Origin of the sequence: Candidatus Villigracilis proximus (genome assembly GCF_016717045.1) — a bacterium.
Lineage (GTDB): Bacteria > Chloroflexota > Anaerolineae > Anaerolineales > Villigracilaceae > Villigracilis > Villigracilis proximus.
In genome coordinates, this window is the sequence record NZ_JADJUO010000001.1 from 97098 (window position 1) to 120583 (window position 23486).

General features: G+C 46.1%; 22 protein-coding genes and 1 pseudogene. 20 read left to right on the plus strand and 3 right to left on the minus strand.

Features of this window, described 5'->3' with window-relative positions; translation table 11 throughout:
- The first annotated feature begins 31 nt into the window (after positions 1 to 31).
- From IPL71_RS00515 to gmd, 18 genes and pseudogenes are all read left to right on the plus strand, one after another.
- Positions 32 to 403: an ABC transporter ATP-binding protein gene (locus tag IPL71_RS00515; protein ID WP_345318018.1), complete on the plus strand. Its 372-nt coding sequence runs from the start codon at positions 32 to 34 to the stop codon at positions 401 to 403.
- A gap of 54 nt (positions 404 to 457) precedes the next feature.
- On the plus strand, positions 458 to 1552 hold the full coding sequence (locus IPL71_RS00520) for a glycosyltransferase family 2 protein (RefSeq protein ID WP_345318019.1): 1095 nt from the start codon (positions 458 to 460) through the stop codon (positions 1550 to 1552).
- Positions 1553 to 1558: 6 nt separating this feature from the next.
- Positions 1559 to 2689 (plus strand): glycosyltransferase family 4 protein, encoded by a 1131-nt coding sequence (locus tag IPL71_RS00525; protein ID WP_345318020.1) that lies wholly within the window; start codon positions 1559 to 1561, stop codon positions 2687 to 2689.
- A gap of 69 nt (positions 2690 to 2758) precedes the next feature.
- Positions 2759 to 3844 carry a dTDP-glucose 4,6-dehydratase gene (gene rfbB, locus IPL71_RS00530; protein WP_345318021.1) on the plus strand — a complete coding sequence of 362 codons (1086 nt, stop codon included), beginning with the start codon at positions 2759 to 2761 and terminating at the stop codon, positions 3842 to 3844.
- Positions 3841 to 4713, plus strand: coding sequence for a glucose-1-phosphate thymidylyltransferase RfbA (gene rfbA / locus IPL71_RS00535; RefSeq protein WP_345318022.1), 873 nt, complete (start codon positions 3841 to 3843; stop codon positions 4711 to 4713). Before rfbB ends, rfbA begins: the two co-directional genes overlap by 4 nt.
- 629 nt (positions 4714 to 5342) lie before the next feature.
- The gene (locus IPL71_RS00540; protein ID WP_345318023.1) at positions 5343 to 5885 is read left to right on the plus strand and encodes a hypothetical protein; all 543 of its coding nucleotides are present in this window, start codon (positions 5343 to 5345) and stop codon (positions 5883 to 5885) included.
- Between the two features lie 13 nt (positions 5886 to 5898).
- Positions 5899 to 7857 (plus strand): glycosyltransferase family 4 protein, encoded by a 1959-nt coding sequence (locus tag IPL71_RS00545; protein ID WP_345318024.1) that lies wholly within the window; start codon positions 5899 to 5901, stop codon positions 7855 to 7857.
- Complete coding sequence (locus tag IPL71_RS00550) at positions 7820 to 8230, plus strand: glycosyltransferase (RefSeq protein WP_345318025.1); 411 nt, start codon at positions 7820 to 7822, stop codon at positions 8228 to 8230. Before IPL71_RS00545 ends, IPL71_RS00550 begins: the two co-directional genes overlap by 38 nt.
- A 35-nt stretch (positions 8231 to 8265) precedes the next feature.
- The gene (locus IPL71_RS00555; protein ID WP_345318026.1) at positions 8266 to 8628 is read left to right on the plus strand and encodes a hypothetical protein; all 363 of its coding nucleotides are present in this window, start codon (positions 8266 to 8268) and stop codon (positions 8626 to 8628) included.
- Between the two features lie 205 nt (positions 8629 to 8833).
- Positions 8834 to 9130 (plus strand): hypothetical protein, encoded by a 297-nt coding sequence (locus IPL71_RS00560; RefSeq protein ID WP_345318027.1) that lies wholly within the window; start codon positions 8834 to 8836, stop codon positions 9128 to 9130.
- Positions 9130 to 9555 (plus strand): hypothetical protein, encoded by a 426-nt coding sequence (locus tag IPL71_RS00565; RefSeq protein WP_345318028.1) that lies wholly within the window; start codon positions 9130 to 9132, stop codon positions 9553 to 9555. The genes IPL71_RS00560 and IPL71_RS00565 overlap by 1 nt, the downstream gene beginning before the upstream one ends.
- A 371-nt stretch (positions 9556 to 9926) precedes the next feature.
- Positions 9927 to 10133, plus strand: coding sequence for a glycosyltransferase family A protein (locus IPL71_RS25685; protein ID WP_514130723.1), 207 nt, complete (start codon positions 9927 to 9929; stop codon positions 10131 to 10133).
- A gap of 1086 nt (positions 10134 to 11219) precedes the next feature.
- Entirely contained in the window at positions 11220 to 12080 is an 861-nt protein-coding gene (locus IPL71_RS00570; protein WP_345318029.1) for a glycosyltransferase family 4 protein, read from the plus strand.
- 87 nt (positions 12081 to 12167) lie between these two features.
- Positions 12168 to 12866 carry a hypothetical protein gene (locus IPL71_RS00575; protein WP_345318030.1) on the plus strand — a complete coding sequence of 233 codons (699 nt, stop codon included), beginning with the start codon at positions 12168 to 12170 and terminating at the stop codon, positions 12864 to 12866.
- Positions 12867 to 12942: 76 nt separating this feature from the next.
- A complete protein-coding gene (locus IPL71_RS00580; protein ID WP_345318031.1) occupies positions 12943 to 13743 on the plus strand; it encodes a DUF8728 domain-containing protein in 801 nt (266 codons plus the stop codon).
- 351 nt (positions 13744 to 14094) lie between these two features.
- Entirely contained in the window at positions 14095 to 14985 is an 891-nt protein-coding gene (locus IPL71_RS00585) for a hypothetical protein (protein WP_345318032.1), read from the plus strand.
- 86 nt (positions 14986 to 15071) lie between these two features.
- Positions 15072 to 15368, plus strand: coding sequence for a hypothetical protein (locus IPL71_RS00590; RefSeq protein ID WP_345318033.1), 297 nt, complete (start codon positions 15072 to 15074; stop codon positions 15366 to 15368).
- A gap of 84 nt (positions 15369 to 15452) precedes the next feature.
- A pseudogene (gene gmd / locus IPL71_RS00595) lies at positions 15453 to 16413 on the plus strand (GDP-mannose 4,6-dehydratase).
- Positions 16414 to 16439: 26 nt separating this feature from the next.
- On the opposite strand, the gene IPL71_RS00600 reads toward gmd, so the two are convergent.
- The 3 genes from IPL71_RS00600 to IPL71_RS00610 form a co-directional block, all read right to left on the minus strand.
- Complete coding sequence (locus tag IPL71_RS00600) at positions 16440 to 17294, minus strand: methyltransferase domain-containing protein (RefSeq protein ID WP_345318034.1); 855 nt, start codon at positions 17292 to 17294, stop codon at positions 16440 to 16442.
- 72 nt (positions 17295 to 17366) lie between these two features.
- Complete coding sequence (locus IPL71_RS00605; RefSeq protein WP_345318035.1) at positions 17367 to 19184, minus strand: hypothetical protein; 1818 nt, start codon at positions 19182 to 19184, stop codon at positions 17367 to 17369.
- Between the two features lie 263 nt (positions 19185 to 19447).
- Positions 19448 to 19810, minus strand: coding sequence for a hypothetical protein (locus tag IPL71_RS00610; RefSeq protein WP_345318036.1), 363 nt, complete (start codon positions 19808 to 19810; stop codon positions 19448 to 19450).
- 280 nt (positions 19811 to 20090) lie between these two features.
- Between IPL71_RS00610 and IPL71_RS00615 the strand changes: the two genes are divergently transcribed.
- Positions 20091 to 21830, plus strand: coding sequence for a PQQ-dependent sugar dehydrogenase (locus tag IPL71_RS00615; protein ID WP_345318037.1), 1740 nt, complete (start codon positions 20091 to 20093; stop codon positions 21828 to 21830).
- 80 nt (positions 21831 to 21910) lie between these two features.
- Positions 21911 to 23329 carry an S-layer homology domain-containing protein gene (locus tag IPL71_RS00620; protein ID WP_345318038.1) on the plus strand — a complete coding sequence of 473 codons (1419 nt, stop codon included), beginning with the start codon at positions 21911 to 21913 and terminating at the stop codon, positions 23327 to 23329.
- The last annotated feature ends 157 nt before the right edge of the window (positions 23330 to 23486 follow it).

Below are 23486 nucleotides of genomic sequence, written 5' to 3' on the forward strand. Positions count from 1 at the left end.
TGGAACCATGCTTGGGTATTCTGAAAAACACATGCGCGAGAGACTTCCCTCTATTGTTGCATTTGCAGAACTTGAAGATTTTATTGATGCTCCCATGCGTACATATTCTTCAGGAATGGTCGCGCGCCTGGGATTTGCGGTGGCAACAGATCAGATGCCGGATGTCCTAATCGTAGATGAAGCTTTATCTGTCGGTGATTCAGCTTTTCAGATCAAAAGTATGGATCGAATTCGTGAGTTCCAAAAAAATGGCGCCACCACCTTGTATGTTTCACATGGCATGGGTGAAATTGAGCGGACTTGTGACCGGGCTGCCTGGCTTGACCACGGACAACTGCGTTTTGTGGGAACTCCAACGGATGCTGTGGATCTTTATCTTAATCGTAAAAAGGCTGATACCTAAGCATTCATGTTCACTACCCGGATATCCTTGCTTCTTACACGTATAAGAAGATTGATGAAACAAGGTATGGTTTTAAAGATACAAAAAGCTGTTCCATGGGGTGGTGGGCAGCCTTTTGTTAGTGTCATTATCCCCTGCTATAACCATGGACAATACCTGCGCGATGCCGTTCAGAGTGTACTGGATCAAACATGGCAGAACTTTGAAATTATCGTTGTAAACGATGGATCGAATGCAGACGAGACCGTGGAGATTCTTAAAGATTTCCACATGCCAAAAACACGCATACTGCATTTGTCAGCCAACATGGGGCTGCCCGCAGCACGAAATGCAGGAATTCAACAGGCCAAGGGGAAATATATTTGCTGTTTGGATGCAGACGATAAATTACAACCAACCTATTTGGAAAAGACCATTGTTGCCATGGAAGTCAATGCGGGCTTATCTTTTGTAGGCGCCTGGACCCAGGTGTTTGGCAATGAAAGCCGCGTATGGTACACACCTCAATTTGATCCAGGGCAGCTCATTTACCATAATCAGTTTTCCCCTCCAACGGTTTTTAAAAGAACTGCCTGGGCGCAAATCGGCGGTTTCTTTGAGGAAATGCGTGAAGGCTTTGAAGATTGGGAGTTTTGGGTGCGGTTGACCGGCAATGGTTATCGCGGTTATCGTATTTCAGAGAAAATATTTTTTTATCGACGGGTCGGACATAGTTTTGCGCTCAGGGCGGCGGAAAAAAAGGATATTTTGTTTGAAAAGATCAAACAAAATAATCCAACCGTTTACACCAATCCCGGGGATGCCGTCGAAAAGATTGAAAAGAGCTATTGTGACATATATAGTCCCGCTCCTTTTGTTAATCTAAAAGATCAGCGTAATTATTTACAGGTGGATGGACTCCCGCGCATGGTTGTTTCGGACCTCGATTCAGAATCGACCATTGCATCGCTCAGGCATCAGCAGCCTCATACGCCCATGCTCTGGGTGGCAAAGCACGCACTGGATGAAAATGCAACAGATCTTTTATATCAAGCCACGCCCTATGTCTATATTTTGCCGAATTTTTTGCCCTGGTATGTCCATGATGAATTCATCCGGCATTTAATGAAAATTTGGAACATTAAGACCATTCAAAAATTAAAAAAGTAGCCTCAAATGAGAATTCTATTTTGTCGTTCAAACCCCATCGCGCCAGATCCTCGCGTTGAAAAAGAGGCGCGTGCTCTGGCCGGCGATGGACATCAAGTTGCCGTGCTGGGCTGGGATCGCAGCGGTGAATTGCCTGAAAGGGAAGAGGACGCCGATTTTCAGGTGTTCCGTTTGAGGATCAAGGCAGGGTATGCCAATGGGATTGGAAATCTGCCGCAATTGTTAAAGTGGGAATTGGGATTGATGCGCTGGCTGATTGTCCACCGTAAGGAATATGATGCCATTCATGCCTGTGATTTTGATACCATTCTGCCGTGTCTGTTCGCAAAATGGATATTTAAGAAAAAGGTTATATACGATATTTTTGATTTTTACGCAGATCACCTGCGGCGCACTCCCCAAATAATTATCAGGATCATCCGTTCTGTGGATTTATGGGCCATCGGACAGGCGGACGCCGTTATCATTGTGGACGATGCCCGGGTTAAACAAATTGAAGACTCCAGTCCGCGCAAGTTGATCGTGGTTTATAACTCTCCCGAAGATCAGCCCGCCGTGGAGTATGAAGAAAATTTTTTCTCCCCGTCTTCCAAACTCAAGCTGACTTATGTTGGGCTCCTGCAAGTGGAGCGCGGATTGTTTGAAATGCTTGCCGTGTTAAAAAAACACCCTGAGTGGGAATTGAACCTGGCCGGGTTTGGCGGTGACGAGCAGCAGCTGGTGGATATGGCAAAGGATATGCCCAACGTCAACTGGCATGGGCGTGTTGCCTATCCTAAAGCGCTGCAATTATCACGGGCGGCGGATGTGCTTTTTGCAACCTATGATCCGTCCATTCCCAACCATGCCTACTCCAGCCCCAATAAAATTTTTGAAGCCATGATGCTGGGCAAGCCGTTGATCGTGGCGCACGATACAAATATTGACAGTATCGTGGAGCGCCATCACAATGGGCTTGTCGTTGAATATGGAAATGTGCAGGAACTTGAGAATGCCTTATCGTTGTTGACCGATTCGGCGCAGCGTGAATTGATGGGAGGCAATTCGCGCCGGGCTTATGATGATGAATATGGCTGGGGAAAAATGAAGGATAAACTGAGCGCTCTTTATCGGGAAGCCGCCCGTCCGTCTGGTTGAGAATTTTTGCCGTAGATGGTGATTGTTTTTACGGATGAAAGAAATTCAGGAAAACAGGATCGAAATGCCATGAAAAATATTCTGGTTACCGGCGGGGCCGGTTTTATAGGTTCCAATTTTATTCATTTTTTACTCAAGACAGAGCTGAAGGTGAATATTATTAATCTGGATGCTTTTACATACGCGGGGACGCTGGAGAATTTGAAAGACCTGCCTGATATGGATCGGCATACCCTGGTGAAGGGCAATATTTGCGATCAGGATTTGCTTGCAGATCTGTTTCAGCGTTATGCGATTGACACGGTTGTTCACTTTGCGGCTGAGTCACATGTCGATCGTTCCATTTCAGGACCGGGACCGTTTATTCAAACCAATATTGCAGGCACCTATATGCTGCTTGAAGCGGCACGTAACTATTGGGCCGGGGCAAAGAAACTCTCAGGAGTGAACGTTCGATTTCATCATGTTTCAACTGATGAAGTTTACGGATCGTTGAGTCCCAGTGATGCGGCCTTTACTGAAAATACGCCGTATGCGCCAAATTCTCCGTATGCGGCCACCAAGGCTTCGAGTGACCATTTGGTCAGGTCGTATGGTCATACCTACAACCTGCCATTTACAATTACAAACTGCTCAAATAATTTTGGGCCGAGACAGTTCCCAGAAAAGCTTATCCCTTTAATTATCTTAAACGCCCTGAACGGCAGGAAGCTCCCGATCTATGGAGATGGTTTGCAGGTGAGGGATTGGTTATTCGTGGAGGATCATTGCGAGGCAATTTTAACCGTCTTGCAAAATGGGCAGACAGGTGAAACCTATAATATCGGCGGCGGGAATCAGCCTGCAAACCTTGATATCGTACACATGATCTGTGACCTGTTGGATGAGACATGTCCTGATTCTCCCTTTGTGCCGCATCGTGACCTGATTGAGTTCGTTACGGATCGCCCCGGCCATGACCGCCGGTATGCCATGAATATTGAGAAGATCAGAAATACTTTGGGCTGGCAGCCGAAACACTCATTGCAGGAAGGCTTGAAGAAAACAGTTCAATGGTATCTCTCCAATGTGGAATGGATCGCTGCGATTCGTACACAGCAGGAGTATCAACATTGGCTTGCGGAAAATTATGATAAGAGAGAGTCTTCCATATGAAAGGGATTATTTTAGCAGGCGGTAACGGAACCAGACTTCATCCTTTAACGTTGGGAATCAGCAAACAGCTTCTGCCGGTATACGACAAGCCCATGATCTATTATCCGCTTTCGATGCTGATGCTGGCCGGGATTCAGGATATTTTGCTGGTTAGCACTCCCAAGGATTTGATGATGTTCCAGCGCATTTTAGGCGATGGGGCGCAGTGGGGGGTGAGTTTGAAATATGCGGAACAGGATGAGCCGCGCGGTCTGGCGGATGCGTTCCGGGTTGGCGCGGACTTTATTAACGGAGACTCCAGCTGCTTGATCCTGGGTGATAATATTTTTTTTGGAAATGGGCTGCCGACAATTTTACGCCGATCTGCCGGATTAACAACAGGTGCGCGTATTTTTGCCTATCCTGTGCGCGATCCGCAGCGATATGGGATTGTTGAATTTGATCCGCAGGGACAGGTCCTTAGCCTGGAGGAAAAACCCGTCCATCCGCGTTCTCATTATGCGGTGCCGGGAATTTATTTCTATGATCATCAAGTGGTTGAGATGGCGGCGAATCTGAAACCCTCGGTGCGCGGCGAGTTGGAGATCACCGATATTAACCGTTTGTATATGGAGCGTGGACAGTTGGAGGTGGAGGTGCTGGGCCGGGGCTATGCCTGGCTCGATGCCGGTACACATGAATCGCTGCTGCAAGCGGCCACCTTTATTCAGACTGTGCAGGAGCGGCAGGGGATGATGATCTCGTGCCCGGAGGAGATCGCGTTCCGAATGGGCTTTATTGATAAATCGCAATTGTCACAATTGATAAGCAGGTTGAATAATAATTCCTATGGCCGATATCTTGAGCTTCTGTTGAATGGGAAGATTTAGAGACTGTTTAATAGTCTTACAACCTACAGAGGAGTAAGACACCAAGTCTCAACACTTGCACCGCGCTGCGATCTCTGGCACTGCCCGCCAGTGCAGGTGTTTATCGAATGAACGAATTTTGCGAATTTAAAAAGGTTTTTTCGTGAAATTCGCCTTTTCGCGTAATTCGCGTTAAGCTTTTCTTGACCTTGGAACAGCCATACGGGTCTAGTTGCATTCCTTGTGGACTTTGCGAAGCCATGAGAAAATCAAAACCCGTTGCGAGTCTTCCAACTGTACAGGGTCTAACTTGATGCGAGCTGAGTACTTTTTGTAAACTGCCCGGGTTTTTACTTTAACATCAATAATGGATAAGGAATATTCACCGCAGAGTTTTTAAAAGGTTTTCTCAGCGTTCTCCGCGGCTCTGCGGTCATAAAATGCTGATTTAACTGTAATCATAGCTTATACATTATTCACGTTACTTTAGACAAGCGCCATTGCAAAACTATTTTGAATCGTAGAGATGCTGAGCTTTTTTATTTTTTCTGGCGGTCTCTGCGCCTTATTTCCCTGTGGGCTGTGGTTGGAAATCATGGATTCGCCCGCAGTCCAATACCCATGTTCATGGGAATAATTTCAGGAGTTGAATGATGAAAAATAAAAAACCTATTTTTGAAGCCGGCATAGAGCCGGAAGAATTGGAGAAAATCCTGCAAAGTATTGATGCCAATCTGGCGGGAAAACCCGTGTCGTATTCAGTGGCTGCTGTTGAGAATAAGGTACAGCCGGCGCCGCGCAATCTCACACTGCCCGCGCCCATGCCTGTGCCTGATTTTTCCTCGACCATTACGCTGATCCGCAATGCGCGGGCTCCCTATTATGTGGTGAGCGGAAGTTTACCGGGCAGGATTGTAAAAAAGGGATTCAATTTATTTATTAAAGTATTCGGCCGCAAGCAGGCGTATTACAACGAGTTGACTTTGGATGTGCTCGGCGCGCTTGCCGCACATACAAATACGGTGCAGCAGCAAAATTTGTCACTGGTGAGTGTGATCAATGATCTGGTGGATACGGTGGCGCAGTTGGAACATCAGGTGGAAGAATTACAAATGGCCCCGGTAAAAAAACAGAAGGGGAGCGTGGCGAAACCCAAATCACAACCTGCCCGTAAAAAAGACTGCTCAAGGTAAACGTTAATCCATTATGCGTATTTGCTTATTAAGTATGTTCTACCCGCCGCATAACACGGAAGGGATTGCGCGTCAGCGCCAAATCTTGGCGGTGGAACTGGCGCGCCAGGGGCATGAAGTGCATGTGGTTACCAGCGCGGCTTTTTCGCGCACCCGCCTTGAGCGCGGTGTACATGTTCATCGGCTGGCCGTTGACCCGTTGACTGTGTACTCGGATCGCTTTCCAAGATTGAACCCGATGCTTGCCCGCAGTGAGGCTTTATATGCAGGTGTCTTGCAGGCGGCAAACGGAAAGGCCTTTGATATTGTGGATTATCCGCTATGGAGCGCGCAGGGATTTGTGACTCAGCATTTTGGCAATGCGCCCGCTGTGGCCTGGCTGCAAACCACATTGGGGCAATTGCTAAAACTTTATAACCGCCCCGCCAGCCCCGAAGAAAATGCGATCTTGTCGCTTGAAAAAATGTGTCTGGAGCAGGCGGATGGCATTCTGGCAGATTCAAACAGTATTCTGGCGGAGGTTAAGCAGGATTATGGGCTGCGGTTGAATGCGCCTGTGGGCATTGCCCATTTGGGATTGCCGCGCATCGCCTATCCGCCGCGCATCAGAGATCGCAGACTGGTGAATGCGCTGGTGGTGGGGCGTCTTGAAAAGCGCAAAGGTACGCCGTTTTTAATGGATACCCTGCCTCATCTTTTGCGCCGCTATCCTGAGTTGCATGTGCATTTTGCCGGGCGTGATAACAGCCATGCAGACGGGTGGCAGGCGGCTCATGACGGGGCCGACTACTCACAGTTTTTTAGGAACCAGTTTCCGGGGCTGGCGGAACGGGTCCACTTCCACAATTATGTCAGTGAAAAGCAATTGATGGAACTTTATGCCGCGGCTGATCTGCAGCTGGTTCCGTCTTTATATGAATCATTTGGGTTGATCTATCTGGAGGCCATGCGGGCCGGGGTGCCGGTGGTGACTTTTGAAGCGGGCGCAGCGACAGAGATTTTCCCGAATGGAGAGCAGGATGGGGCGCTGATCACGCCTTTGGAAGACGGTGCGCTGTTTGAAGCTGCGGTGGGCAGGCTGGTGGAAGATCGCGCCCTGCGCATCGAGACCGGACAGAGAGGCCTGAAGCGCTTCGAGCAGGCTTTTACTGCCGCAGAGATGGCCCGGACGACTGCGCGTTTTTATGAAGAGGTGCTGCATTCAGGTCCGCGTAAGACACGGCGCTCTGCAAAAATTTATCAGGTGATGGAAGGCTTACGGTTTGGGGATGCGGTCAGTACGATCACGATCCGTAATGCGGATGTGCTTGAAACACTGGGGCAGCCGCGCACGATCCTGACGCGTTATGCCAATGAAAAAGTGCGTCACTTTACTTCATCCAGAAATGTGATTTTTAACAACCCGGCCTGCGGACTGATCTTTCATTACTGGGGTTACAGTCATTCAACCTGGATGCTGCCGATCGTGCAGGGCCGCAAGGCTTTGTATTTTCATAACATTACGCCGCCGCATTATTTCTCTGCAGAGTCTCCCAATTTTCATGGCACATCTCAGGGCTATGCTCAACTGGCGCAGATCGTTAACCGTTTCGATCTGTTGATCGGCGATTCGCAATTCAATATTGATTGTCTGGCTGAATATTTACACAGCCCCAAGCCCGCGCTTGTCATTCCGCCGATCGTGGATGTGAAGCAGATACAAGACGCGCCCTGTGACCCGCTCACGCTGGCGCAGTTGAATGTGCCCGGCCAAAAGAATATTCTATTCGTGGGCCGTGTGGTGCGCAATAAACGTCAGGATCTGTTGATGCAGGCTTTCGATCATTACCAGCGTGAGGTTGATCCGCGCGCGCATTTATGGCTGGTGGGCAATGATCATGGTGACCCTGCGTATCGCGCCGAGCTGGAGAGTTTGCGCCTTTCTCTGCGTTCGGGTGATCAGATTCATTTTTACCGGCAAGGTGGCAGATGAGGCTGTGAATGCCTATTACCGCGCCGCGCATATCTTCCTGAGCGCTTCAGAACATGAAGGCTTTGGGATGCCGCTGATCGAAGCCATGGCGCTGGATATTCCGGTGATCGCTCTTGCTTCGAGCGCTGTGCCTGAAACAATGGGGCAGGGCGGACTGTTGGTGTATGATTGGAATTCGGCGCAGGTGGCTGAGTTGATGCAGCTTATGCTCAATGATACGCAATTAAAAGAGCGGACTCTGGCAGCGCAGCGGCTTAATTTAAATCGTTTCTCTGTTCGTGAGGCTGCAATACGTATGAAGGCGGCAGTCCGATATTTGCAAAATGGTAAAAAAGAAGCGATGTTGCAGTTAATGACCCCTGTGCTATACTAATAAATAATCACTTTAGGAAGGAAATCTTTATTACCATGACATCAAAAGACAAATCACTAAAACAATCGGTTTTACTCTCGGTGCCTACAGAAGCGTTGGACGAAATCTTGCGACAGATTGATCAAAACCTTCAATCACGGTCTCAACTGTATAATTCACCTGAATTGAACGAGGATAGACAGCTTTTTCACCTTCAGCCTCCGCCTTCTCCTCCTGATTTTATGGGGATGTTAATTAATATTCGAAATGCTCGCGCGCCTTATTACGTTATCAACGGAAACCCGCTTGGCAAATTTATTAAAACTATACACAACCTGATTGTGAAAGTATTTGGACGCAAACAGGCTTACTTAATGAACTCAACCTTTAACCTGCTTGAGACGATCTTAACCAATTAAATGCGGAGAGGGAACATGCTAGATTGCAAAACAATACAGATCAACGATCTTACCGGTTTGGATTTGTTGCAGAGAGAAAACTCGGTTTGTTGGACAACGACTATAAAAACCTGCTAAATAAATTAGAACAAATCGCTGCGACTCAGGAAAAACAATTCTTCAATATACGGAGAGGTTAGATACTCAACATAGGGAGTTGGAGCAGATGGTAGTTCAACATAGTGAGTTAGAACAGATGGTAGTTCAACATAGTGAGTTTCAGCAAAAGGTAATTCAGGACATGCAAGGCTTGTCTGCTTGGATTGATGTTGTGTCACGCAAAAACCAAGCCCTTTCAATGGATGTTCGTGAAGCTTTAGCTGCCCATCCTCAGAAAAAAGCAGAGTTGCCCGACCCACTTATTTTGGATGCCAAAAAATATGCGCAGCGTTTGTTTGATATGAAGGGACGTGTCAAGAATCAATTTAGGATACGGAGAAAAACCTCTTCCAGACTATATTAATGTTGACTCAGCGCCCACTTCCGGATGTAGATATTGTTGCAGATATTAGGAGAATCCCGTATGAACCAGGTAGCCTTTTTGAGATATCCTCTGCTCATTTGATTGAACATTTCCGTGAACATCAGTCGCGAGTTGTGATTTTGCCTTATTGGAGAAGTTTGTTGCAACCAGATGGCCAGTTACGGATTATCTGCCCAAATTGGGCTGCCATGCTGAACCAAATGAACTCGGGAAAAATGACCTTGTCTCTTTTTAAAAAAATTACTTTTGGCGCCCAGGATTACGAGGGTGACGATCTTTCTGGCGTATACACCAGAGACATTGGGAGATCTTTACGAGAGGTGGGATTCAGCCAAGTGGAGGCTATCGTTCTTGATCGAATGAATGGTGGATGCCCGGAGATGGAGATTGTAGCAAAGGGCTAGCACTTTAAAAAAATAAAGATATAAGGCAGTATTCATTATTTTTTTTGAGTATCGTTTGCGGTGAATTCCAAAGTTTTTTTCATTGTGCTCCATCCCATAAGTAATAAGCGTTGTTGTTAAAATATATTTGTTTGAAATGTGCCGAAATGAGATTTCCTTGAATATTACACAGAGTTTGTTGCTGGCTATATTTAACTAGGTGAATTTACTTTGTCCAAAAACCTTGTTTTTCAGCACACCTTTGGAGATGGTATAAAATAGAAGTGTTATATTATCGTAAAACACTTTAAGTTTGGTAATTTAAAAAGGAAAATGAAAATGTCATCATTAACTTGTTCAATAATAATAAATACCTATAATCGTGCCCCTACTTGGAGCGCTTGTTAAGTGGTTTTGAACATCTGAGAGGTACTGATTTTGAAGTTGTCGTGGTTAATGGCCCGTCCACTGATCATACCGCTAATATTCTTGAAAATATAAAGGGGCGTATCAAGATTGTGACTTGCCCTTCTAAAAACCTATCCCATTCCCGAAACTTAGGATTGCAGAAGCTGCGGGGATATTGTAATATTTATTGATGATGATGCTCTTCCCATAAAACCTGACTGGGTTGCTCAATTTGTAAAAGCTTTTGAAAAAGACAAATCTATTGCAGCAATTGGCGGCGGCGTGTGGCATAAAAATACAGATTTTCTAGAATTAGACGGGGGCTTAACTTCTGAATATGGTTTCCAAATATATAAAGGTGGCTCATTATCAGATATTGCCCTGACGGGAAGTCGATGGCTGCTGCGGACTCCGGAGGGAATGCTGCTTTTATTCGTAGGGTGCTAATAAAAATTGGTGGTTTTGACGAATTTATAAATACTATCGTGATGATACGGATGTCTGTATGCGAATAGCACGTCACGGCTTTAAAATAGGCTATCTTCGAGACAATGGCATTCGTCACTTTCCTCTCCGTCCGAAAGAAGAAATAACATATATGACCGGAACTGGGATGTGATTTCGGCCAGTGATACATACTACGCATTGAAAAATGGAACTGACCACCTTGTTTTAGGATTCTAAAAACAATACGATATGCACCTAAGAAAAGTTTTGTTAGTGAAATCAATGCATATTATAAAAACAAACAAATCAGCTTAATAAGATTACTTAAAATAAAGGGACAGTGGCTTCAAGGTCTAATTTATGGACTGTGGAAAGGCGTCTTCCAAGATCGTCAACTTCACAAGTTTGGTGATATAAGGCCAACATATCTTCCTTTTGTAACTAATAAGCCAAATGGGAAGTTTTGTATTGCTTTGTTGACTCAAACTATTCCTAGCCAGTCAGGCTACGGGGGATTAGGCGGTACACTTTGATTTGGCTCGTGGATTGCACGAACGTGGACATGAAATTCATATTATTTGTAAAGATGAAACTACTTTCCGGTTTGAGAACTTAGATTTTACTATTCACGGTTTATCCAGATCTTACATTGATTATCGCCTGATTAATATTATCCAAATGTAAATGGAGCATTAAACTATGCTCTTGCAGTAGAGAAGAAAGTTGTAGAGCTTTTCAAACAGGGTATTGAGTTTGATGTTGTTCATGCTTCAAACTGGAATGAAGAAGCAGTAGCTATCATAAGGGAAAACATATATCCTACTGCTCTTATGCTTGTGACTCCCCTCTCTCAGATTATTCAAACCGAAAAATGGGATACTAATAATGACCTCAAGTCTTGTGTTGCTCTTGACCGCTGGCAGATTGAAAATGCAGATGTAGTCTGTGTTCCTTCCAAGGGTGTGCTCAAAAGCTATGAGTCTCTGATGGATATTCACTCCGATGATTTTTCTCGTTTAGAGATCACCCCGCTTGGGATTACTCCTGAATACTCTTCCGCCGCTTCTCACCCATCAGGTCCTCGTCGGTTACTTTTTGTAGGACGTTTGGAATGGCGCAAGGGAATTCATACCTTGCTTGAGGCTCTGCCTGATCTTATGCAGCGTTTTCCAGATTGGGAATGTCACATTGTTGGTAACGACCAAATTCCCGCAATTAACAATGAAACCTTTAAGCAGGGATTCCAAAAAAGATATAACAACGCTCTCTGGTTAAATAGGGTTATTTTTCATGGTATGGTTCCTCAGGATGAACTGCTTGCTCATTATCAGTCTTGTGATCTCTTCGTTGCCCCCTCACTCTTTGAGTCTTTCGGCCTTATTTTTCAGGAAGCCATGCAGTATGGCAAGCCTGTTGTCGGCTGTTTGACCGGCGGGATCCCTGAAGTAGTGGAACATGGCGTTGAAGGTCTGTTGGTTCCCCCCGATCAGCCGGAAGCGTTGGGTGCCGCATTGGCTCGCCTGATGCAGGATGATGAGTTGCGCCTGCGCATGGGCAACGCGGCCCGTGCGCGCATCCACGAGCGTGATAACTACCAGACCATGGCTGCCCGCCTAGAAGAAGTTTACCGTCGCGTCATTGTAAAAAAAGGCGCACAATACAAAGCCCGCCGCAAAGCCATTTGGGGATGAGCAGCTTGTGCAATATTTGATATTCAAATATTGATTTTCCTCAATGGGTCAGGGGAGGCAGGGGGGAATAAGGATTGGAAGTTTAAAATGAAGAAATTTTTTTATTTTTGGTCTATAGTCAGCCTGCTTACGATTGTTAATTTGCTTGTCTTTGATCTGTTGATTTTTTTTAGTCCCGAAAATATTCAGGTGCAATTTGCGCCTGATGATATGTATTATTATCTTCAACTGGCAAAGAATTTTGCAAAATTTGGTCAATGGACATTCGATTCGGGTGTTAGCATTACCACTGGTTTTCATCCCTTACTGGCATATTTGCTTGCATTACTATACAGAGTGTTTCAACCTGCTTTAGAATCGTTCGTTCTGTACAATGTTGGGTTAAGTGCAACACTAACTGTGTTTGTGGGTGTGTATCTTTGGCAAAAGAGTTTGAGCTTCAAAAATGGTTATTTCTTTTTGTTCTCAGCTCTTTTTATGAGCACGCAAGGTTTTTTGTTTAATTCGGTGTCTGGTGTTGAATGGTCCCTTGTTATTACTCTGGCTGTAGTGTATTGCTTTACTTTCTATCAATCTGCAGAAGAGCCTGGAACATCCATTATCTTATTCGTTGTTGGGGGATTGCTAAGTCTGGCGCGTTCCGATTCAGGCTTGCTTCCCTTGGCTGTTTTTCTGGCCAGTGTCGCAACGGTTGATTCTTCCATTAGAAAAAATAACACCATGGTTCGCTCGTCTCTCGCGGGGTTGCTTGGCGCAAGCGTGGGGTCGGACTTGTTTTTTTCATAACTATTGGTTTACAGGAAATTTTCTGCAGGTAAGCGCACAAATAAAGCTATTCTGGTCTCAGTTTAATCCATTTCATATGGATTTGATATCACGTGTATTCGGATTTGATATTTTTTTTAAAAACACGCTGAGGTATTTACAAACACCATTCCTGATTTTATTAGCGCTTATCTTTTTGGGCTTCATGCTCAAGCACGAATATGACTCTGAGGTTTCTTTGAGGTTTTCGTGGTTGAAGCAGAAGAGCCGTCGTGGTCTCACTTTGTTTGTTGCCTCCGTATTTTGTTCGGCGGGTTATATCGCTTTATATCAGTATAGCGGTTCGATTCAGAACTGGTACACCGCAAATTTACAGATCCCTTTGTTTATTATCAGCGTTGGAGTTGCTTGGTATTTTCAGGAGTATTATCCGCGCAAAGAAAAAATTACTCAGGGGGTCTTTTCAGCAATTGCTCTTGTTACAATCCTGTTGAATCTTTTTTCGATATATCCTGTCAAGACGCATGGAGTGTGGCCGCACCAGCAAATCATGCTCACAGCAGGCAGGTATTTAAATGCTAATCCGTTGAATGAGCGAATTGGAGCATGGAACGCAGGGATCATCGCATATTATGAGGGTGGTCACATAATAAACCTTGATGGTTTGGTTAATAATGATATCTATCCTTACGCCATCAAAAATGAGCTGCCCGTTTATCTACGGAAAAAGGATATCGGTTATGTAATTGATTTTGAACCGATGTTTACTCTTTACACCAAACGCGGTGGTTATGATGATCCTGATTTTCTACAAAGACTGGAGCCTATTATCCAATTCGATCAAGGTCAATTTAACTGGAAATTTCTAACGCTCTATAGAGTGAATAATCAACCTTGATAGATCAGTGAAGATAATTAATTTGGGTAGACCTCTTGTATAAGTAAGGTGTAATAAACCACTAAGTCACAACACCTGCACCGTCCGCCAGGGCAGGTGTTGTGACTTATCACTCTGGAGGTCGTGGTAAAAAATAGATTTTTATAAGAGATCAAATGTAGAAAAATGCTGGCACCATGAACTCCCGAGGCTGCATCAGGGCAATGTAACGTGAACGTTAAGATTTCCCTGACCTTGGAAAGGCCACATATAAAGGTCTTTTTTCAGCGCCTGTATGGCGGTCGGGTATAATAATTTATGTCAAACCCATATGGAACCAGTTAAATTTATTGATAAGCAGAATATCGGATCATGGATATTAATCGAGACGCATTTATCTTTTTAGCACATTCCCATCAACCCGACCTCATAGAAGAATTCAATAAAATTGAAACCGCCTGCCGCGCATATGGCGACGCGTGGTTTCTTTTTCAGGGAGAGGATCGCAATTTTAAACTCGATCATCCCGGTCAGCGCCTCGAACAGTGCGCACTGGATGACCTGCTGAAATGCGGCTTCGCCTCCACACACCCCTTCATCATCCCCGGGAATTCACACTTTTTAATCCTCTGGTTTTTTAGAAAACACCCGCACTACCGCCGATACTGGGTGATCGAATATGACTGTCGCTTTTCAGGGTCATGGGCAACCCTCTTTGAAGCATTCAAAGATCAGGATGCTGATTTCGTCACCTCCTACATTCACAGTCACGCCGAAGAACCGGATTGGGATCATTGGCAGATCGGCCATCCCACCCAAACGATCCCGCTTGAAAAGCGGCTGCGGTGTTTTCATCCGCTTTACCGCATTTCAAATGCCGCCCTGAAATTTCTTGAAAAAGCGCATACCGAAGGCTGGGTCGGGCATTCCGAAACACTTATCCCCACCCTGCTCCATCACAACAAATACTCCCTGCAGGATTTTGGCGGAGACGGTAGCTTTGTCCCCCGGGGCTGGGAAAATAAATTTTACACAGCGCCCATGCATGGCACACGTGGCTGGCTTGATCAGGGAACCATGCGCTTTCGGCCTGTCCATGAGCAAATCGGCAGCCTGAAAGATAAGATCTATCACCCCATAAAAAACTCCGAAACCGAAGCAGAAAAAAACGTCATCCTGCCCCGCGAAAATATCCAGCCTCATCAGCAGCTGGGCGAGCCCCGCTCATTCAGCATTGTCTACAGTTGGCCTGCCTCCGCCTGATCAGATTCACCCAGGTTGGCAGTCTAAGTGCAGGCGCCATCCATACCACGGGTAGGGCAGGGTATCTATTTTATGGGCCTTACATAATGCACCCGGCAGGTGACTGGCTTCTGGTGCTGCGCGGCGAGTTCAGCAAACTGGAACATGCCTTTCTGGATATTACCAACGTGGTCAAAGAGTGTCTCATTCACCAGTCGAACCTTGCCATGGACTGCATAAAACCAAACGGCATTCTGGTCATTCCATATTCAATTGCATCCCCCTTGCGCGATGTGGAGTTCAGGCTGTATGTTTCGCCAGATGACGACCTCTCCATCCGCGATTATCGCATCCTCTCGGCAGATACAGCTAATTTTGAATCCGGTGCCGGGGGTATTCGCTAGATTCTCATCAATACGGGTAAAATATCTGCACACTACCCTGCCATGCGGGGGGAAACATATCAATCAAAAGAAGGATAAAACACCATGCCTACAGCGCTCGTTACCGGACTCACAGGACAGGATGGCTCCTACCTGGCAGAATTCCTACTTTCAAAAGGATACACCGTAATTGGGATGTCGCGGCGTACCAGCTCCATGAACTTTGAGCGGATCAGCCACATTCAAGATGACCTGACCCTGATTCAGGGTGACCTGCACGACCAAAGTTCGCTTGTCTCCATTTTGGAAACCTACAAACCGGACGAAATTTATAATCTGGGCGCGCAGTCCTTTGTCCCTGCTTCGTGGCAGCAAGCCGTCCTGACTGCCGAAGTCACCGCCATCGGTGTCTTGCGTATGCTGGATGCGATCCGTCAAACAAATCCTAAAGCCAGGTTTTATCAGGCATCCAGCAGTGAAATGTTCGGAAAGGTACTTGAAGTCCCGCAGCGTGAAACCACACCTTTTTATCCCAGAAGCCCATATGGGGTTGCCAAAGTCTACGGGCATTGGATCACGGTCAACTACCGTGAGTCTTATGATCTATATTCTGTCTCAGGGATTTTGTTTAATCACGAAAGTCCGCGCCGTGGGTTGGAGTTTGTCACGCGCAAGATCACGCACAGCGGCGGCGATCAAATTGGGCAGGGCAAAAGAACTGCGTTTGGGAAACCTCGATGCCCAGCGTGACTGGGGATTCGCCGGTGATTATGTGCGCGCCATGTGGATGATGCTTCAACACGAAACCCCCGAAGACTATGTGATCGGCACCGGAGAAACCCATTCAGTTAAAGAATTTTGTGAGATCGCTTTTGGTTGTTTAAATCTAAACTATCAGGAATATGTAATCCAGGACCCGCAGTTTTACCGCCCGGCAGAAGTGGACCTGCTGATCTCTGACCCGTCCAAGGCCAATAATGTGCTGGGTTGGAAGCCAAGCGTCACATTCAGCGAATTGGTTGAAATGATGGTCAAGGAAGATATCAAGCAATTAAGCAAAACTTAAAACAGCCTGACAAAAAAAATATCCGATCAGGCCGGTTTCCTTACCACCACGAACAGATCATCTCCACGGCCATCCGTGGAGAAACCATTTTCTAATAAAATTTTGAAGATCGGAGAAAAATCCGAGTAGGCCATAACCGACATACAATGCACATCTTTGTTTCGTACAATTTCAAATCCGGCTTCTTTTGTCAGTTGTAAGACTTCATTCATTGTATATTCACGGACATGCTTATCGAAGAACCAGGGCGGATTCCCTTCCAGGGTTAATTTAACGTGCATGATGGATGCGGCGTTTGGAGTGGTGAGAAAGAGAATGCCGCCCGGCTTAAGAGCCTTGTAACTCTCCCGCAGCAGCGCCATAAATCCAAGTTTATAAAAACCCTCGTTGAATATCTCGCTGATCGGGTCAGAAAGATGTTCCACCAATTCGGTGCAAACAATCAAGTCTATTGTCTCTGCTTCTGTTTTCCACGGGTTGCGTAGATCCCAGTCTGTATTGCTCCACGCGATAGCCGGGAATTTTTGACGCCAATAATCGCTGGTAATGCTTTCCACGCCCAGGTCCATGGCTTTTGCGTTTTCAGGGAGAGTCCGGAAAATTTCGTTGATCCAGTTTTCGGTCAGCATGATACGGTAGACATGCGTATCCCAGAAATCATGGGTATCTTTGGCATATCCGCGCATTGCATATAATTCATGCATCCTTCTTATGTTGCCGTCAACTTCTGATTTTTCCAGTTGATTCACGTCTGCAAATAAAGATCGATTTATTTTCTGCGCATCCTTTGCGTGGATGAATTTGTTCTTTAGCCAGTTTGAGATGCGCTGTCCACGCCAAAAAATGGCGCGCAGAAAACGCAGAAGTTTAATTTGCTGCATACTTTACCTTTGGGTGAATGATATAAATTCGATTTTATTATAAAACGGTTTTGCTTATTTTTGCCCGTGCGTTCAGTCTGCGGCGCACCCCGTAATTCTGTAGATCTGGGTTTTAGGCAGGGAAAATACATTTTTATACCAGTCAGGAGTTTCGTTCAGTTGTGTCCAATGGAAGCTTTGTGGCGTTCCTCCAATGTAAACGTAATTTACTTCCTGCTCGCAAAGCATATCAAGCGTGCTTTGTTCGCCAAAATTTAGAGCATAGGGCGCACCAAATATTGGTCTGCCGGCCAGGGAGGGAATCCAGATTCCCGCGTCCGTTCCCGTAAAGCCTTCGGACGAGGTTGAAGTGAACACATTTAACTCCGTTGTCGCGATCAGGATTTGTGTATCTATTGGCAAATTTCTCTTGATCCAATCAAATGCAATCAGATCGTCGCTGCTGACGATCTTACAGCAATCGGATGGGCGAAAATTGTAGTTTGTAAAAGAGTATAAAAATATGAAACCCAAAAGAAACAAGCTGATTACGCCCCCTGCTGCTTTATTAAAAGCCCCCGGTTCTTGTTCTCTGGAATGAAAATATTGTTCCACCCCCGCAAATCCCAGTCCGCCGAGCAGGGACAAAGGCAGATAAAGGAGCATTTCAACAAATGGCCTGTCCAAAATGGTTTGATACCCATATCTCGCCGATAGTATGTTGACCGGAATAAACAAACTGGCAAGTAAAAATAAAATGACCAGAAGGCTGGAAAGGGTCAGGCGGGGAAAGGTTTTGTACGCAGCCATGGATAATAATACTGCGAGGCTGGTCATGACATATCCACTTTGGATGTATGGATCAAATACCACTTTGAGAACATCGCTGGATTGAATAAGGAAATATTCCGCCAGGAATCCGCCAAGGGTCAAAAATAAAAGCAGCAATTGAATCCACTTCGGGGAGTTCAGCCACCACTTTGCGATGATCCACGCCGCAAAAACAATGCCGATGACCAACACGGATCTGGTATGAATAAGCCCGGCAGCCGCAATTCCCAACCCAGGCAGTATATATTTTTTCCATTGTGTTGAAGGAGAAAGATTAAATCGAAATGTGGCATATCCGATATTGAGTACAAACTGAAGGATGATCAGGCTGGTCAGCGCCGGGTATTTTCCCCAGTTGACAGCATAAGCCGGCATGTACCACCCGAAGCTGGCGAGTAGAACCGCGAGGAGTCCGGCTTTATCTGAACTGGTTTCATGCCTGACGATAAAAAAAACGGGGATGGGGATCATGGCTAAAATGATCTGCCCAAAAATCATCATACTATCCATCACATACCATTGCACAGAAGAAGGCAGCGCGGCGGTCATTAAATGAAAACCCAAATGGTAGTATCTTGAATCCGGTAGACTTGTTTGCAGGATGGATTGCGAATTTCTATAGATGCCCAGCAGATATCGAATGATCCTATAATGTTCCGCCGAGTCAAAATATAAAGGGGTGATGGCTTCAGAGATAAAAACCAGCCGCAGGAAGATGGAAACACAAAAGATCAGGATCAATACCGTCAGAGTTGATCTTGAACCCTGCGCGGGTTGTATTTGTGCCTTACGCTGCAGGAACATCAACGCTAAAGAGAGCAGCGCCAGTGGAATCAACAGGCTTAGGTCAGTTCTTTGAAAATGGTTCAGTGAAAAAATAAATAGGGATCCAAAGAGGAACGGCAATAAACTTCCCGCCAGACCAAAGGAAAAATATTCGGCAGCGGTCAGCGTGTCTTTGAAAATTATTTTTAATACGGATAATGTAATTGTATAGCCCAAAAAGATGACCAGCAAAATCCATGCCAGGATACTCCAGTTATTAAAAACAACCAGCCATCCATCAAGCAGTAAATTCATTTTGGGTTAGGGATAGGACGAATTAGGATAGGAGTCAACTGCTGTTCCTGTTACGGATGGAGTTGTTTGCGTCCTTCCCACCGTTACTGTGGGAGTCTCTGTAGGGATCAGCGGAGTTTGGGTTGCTGTCGCGCGAAGAGTTTGAGGCGCTGTCTCGATTGGTGTTGTAGAGTCTGTGATTGGTGTTGAAAGCGCGAGAAAGGAAATGTTTAAAACTCCCTTTGCGATCAGATGCTCATCATCTCTTGAAAGGACTTGCAACTCTATCGTTTCTCCAAGAGAGATTTTTCCCCGACACAATAGATGCTGGTGGGGAAATCCTCAACCTGCCGGCATTCATAAGCACTTTGAACGCCATCTCTTGTGATCTTCAAATCGAAATCCGGAAAGGATGGGTCTGTGGTTATGAAATTTATCAGTGATTTGTTTTCGTTTTCGGTTCCAAAGGATGCAACACATAATTCGGCTTGAGAATTGACATTGCAGTAGGCGATCTCAATCACGGGCTGGCCGGGAGTCTGCCCGGATTCAGAATTTTGATTAAAAAGGGAGGTACATCCCCCCGTGACCAAAACGATTAAACCCATAAAAATATTGATACTTATTGTAAATTTGTTCTTCTTCAAGCGATCTCCTCACGGCAAAAAACTCAAGCTTTGAGTTTTTTGCACTGTTTTATGTTAAAAAGTGTAACATTACCGGCTGATTTCTGCCATAGGGGTTGTTTGGTCGCCCATGGCTATTCCAAAGTGGCGGCCGTATTCGCGGCTAAAAAATTTGAATTGCATACGTCATATATTCTAAGATCAGGAGTTTCTCAACCGGTTTTGCAAAATCAGCAGGGAAAATGGGGGATACGATTTATGATAGAGTGTGTCATAATTCTAAAAAAAATAGGAGAAGAATATGCTAAGAAAACTATTGACCGTTATGCTTCTTTTGGGATTCATGGTCCCGGCAAATATTGCTTTTGCGCTGCCCTCCACCTCTTCCAACTCTATTGATTCTTTCTCCTTGACCGATTCTCCGCCTTTACTGGGTTTTACACAGATCATCAGCGGATTAGTCTCACCAGTCTCGATCACTCACGCTGGAGATGCGTCTGGACGCTTATTCATCACATTACAAGGCGGGAAAATTATGATCTATGATGGGGCGCAGGTTGTAGGCACACCATTTTTAGATGTCACCTCTTTGATCTCAACTGGCGGTGAGCGGGGACTTTTAAGCGTTGCCTTTCATCCTAATTACGAGAGCAATGGGTTTTTATATGTCTTTTATACACGTTCATCAGATGGGGCGCTTGTAATTGCGCGTTATCATGTTTCTCCCGACCCAAATATAGTGGATGCATCCTCAGCCTTTGTTCTCTTAACAATTCCACATGCCGGCGCTTCGAACCATAATGGCGGGCAGCTTCAATTCGGCCCGGACGGGTATCTCTATATTGGCACAGGCGATGGCGGCACGGGGGGCAGCAGTGCGCAGAGCGGCACGTCCCTGCTTGGGAAAATATTGCGAATTGACGTGGACAACGGCTCGCCCTACGCCATCCCTGCTGATAATCCATTTAATTCAAATGCAGCCGTTGAAGATGAAGTCTGGGCTTTAGGTTTGCGTAACCCCTGGCGTTTTTCCTTTGATCGGCTGACAGGTGATTTGATCATCGCAGACGTAGGTCAGAATGATTGGGAAGAGGTGAACATTCAACCCGATTCCAGCGCTGGCGGCCAAAATTATGGATGGCCTTGTAATGAAGGGATGCATCCATACGCGAATTTTGTTTCTTGCACGCATGGAGTCATTACAAATCCCGCAGTCGAATATAGCCACGGGACGTCAGATAGTAATGGGTGTTCCATCACAGGCGGTTACCGATATCGTGGAAATGCCTATCCGGGTTTATACGGCGTTTATTTATACGGCGATCTTTGCACAGGCCGTGTTTGGGGCGCATCGCCTGATGGCAGCCTATGGACTGCCGTGGAACTTTCGGACACTGCCTATACCATCACCACTTTTGGTGAAGACGAAGCCGGAGATTTATACGTTGTAAATTATTCGAGCGGAGCGGTCTATAAAATACTGGCTTCCAGCTTTTCAGATGTAGCGCCAACCTATTGGGCCTGGAACTGGATCGAAGACTTATACGGAGCCGGCATCACCGGCGGATGTCTCACTGCCCCGTTAAGTTATTGTCCTGAGAATTCTGTCACACGCGCACAAATGGCGGTCTTTCTCTTAAAGGGAATTCACGGCTCCGCTTATATCCCGCCTGCGGTGGGAGTTGACACCGGCTTCGCAGATGTCGCCGCTGATCACTGGGCTGCCGCATGGATCAAGCAACTCGCCGCCGAAGGCATCACCAGCGGATGCGGCGCAGGGAATTATTGCCCCGAGAATTCTGTCACACGCGCGCAAATGGCAATCTTCCTGCTGAATGCAAAATATGGATCAGCCTATGAACCGCCCGTCCCAACCGGCATGTTTATCGACGTGCCCATCGGATATTGGGCTGATCAATGGATCGAACAACTTGCCTTTGAAGGCATCACCAGCGGGTGCGGCTCCGGCATCTACTGCCCAGATGCAGATGTCACCCGCGCGCAAATGGCGGTCTTTCTTATGAGAACTTTCAATCCGTAGCTTTATGACTTGTTGTTCCATACGACTCTCGTCTTGGATAACAAAGGTGACAGATTAATATAACTTAGGATGTGTACGTCATGATCTTCAAAACAAAAAAAGCCCTGCTTTTATCCTTATGCGTCCTGATGCTTTTGGGGAATACCCCAATGGACACACAAGCCGTCCCCATGCGATTTGCCGTGATCGGCGACTATGGACTCGCAAGTCAGCCTGAACAGGATGTGGCAACACTCGTTAACAGTTGGAACCCTGATTTTATTGTCACACTTGGCGATAATAATTACACCACCGGTTCCGCCGCAGAAATTGATGCCAATATCGGCCAGTATTATCATGACTATATATATCCTTATCAAGGATCATATGGCGCGGGCGCTGCTGCCAATAAATTCTTCCCCATTCTAGGAAATCATGATTGGGAAACTCCCAACGCACAGCCATATCTTGATTACTTTAGTCTGCCGGGAAATGAACGCTATTACGATTTTATTCAGGGCCCGATTCATTTCTTTGTATTGGATAGTGATCCTCGTGAGCCGGATGGAACCAGCGCGTCTTCCATACAAGCTCTGTGGCTGAAAGCCGGACTATATACATCCACCTCGCCCTGGCAGATCGTTCTGCTCCATCATGCCCCATATTCCTCCTCCTCACATGGTTCCAACACAAATATGCAGTGGGACTATAAAGGCTGGGGAGCAGATGCCGTCCTCGCCGGGCACGATCATACCTATGAAAGAATTGTGATAGACGGTCTGCCTTATTTTGTAAATGGACTGGGTGGAAGCACCATCTATCCATTCAATACGCCCGTCACAGGGAGTGAAGTGCGCTACAACAACAATTATGGAGCCATGCTCATCACAGCCCTGGATACCCAGATCACATTTCAGTTTTGGAGCCGGACACCAACCAAAAGGGATGAATATATTTTACAAACAACCTTCGCAGATGTTGCCAAAAATTACTGGGCCTGGTCATTCATTGAAAGCCTGAAAAATGCCAACATCACCGGCGGATGTCTCACCACTCCGTTAAGTTATTGCCCTGAGGATTCTGTCACACGCGCGCAAATGGCGGTCTTTCTCTTAAAAGGAATTCACGGCTCCACTTACATTCCGCCTGTGGTGGGATCTGATACCGGCTTCGCAGATGTCGCCGCCGATCACTGGGCTGCCGCATGGATCAAGCAACTCGCCGCCGAAGGCATCACCAGCGGATGCGGCGCAGGGAATTATTGCCCTGAGAATTCCGTCACACGTGCGCAAATGGCAATCTTCCTGTTGAATGCAAAATATGGATCGGCCTATGAACCGCCCGCCCCAACCGGCGTATTTACCGACGTGCCCATCGGATATTGGGCCGATCAATGGATCGAACAACTTGCCTTTGAAGGCATTACCAGCGGGTGCGGCTCCGGCATCTACTGTCCTGAGGCAGATGTCACCCGCGCCCAAATGGCTGTTTTTCTTGTAAAGACTTTCGGCCTGCCATAGAAAAAAACGCATCGAGGTAAACTGAACCCCGGTGCGTTTTTTTGCAAAACCGTAAACTGTTTTTAGATTTGGCAGGCGTATAATAATTTAAAATATTTTCTCTTTGGAGAAATTTCAAAGAAACCCAAAATATTGCTGATAAACCATATAAAAATTT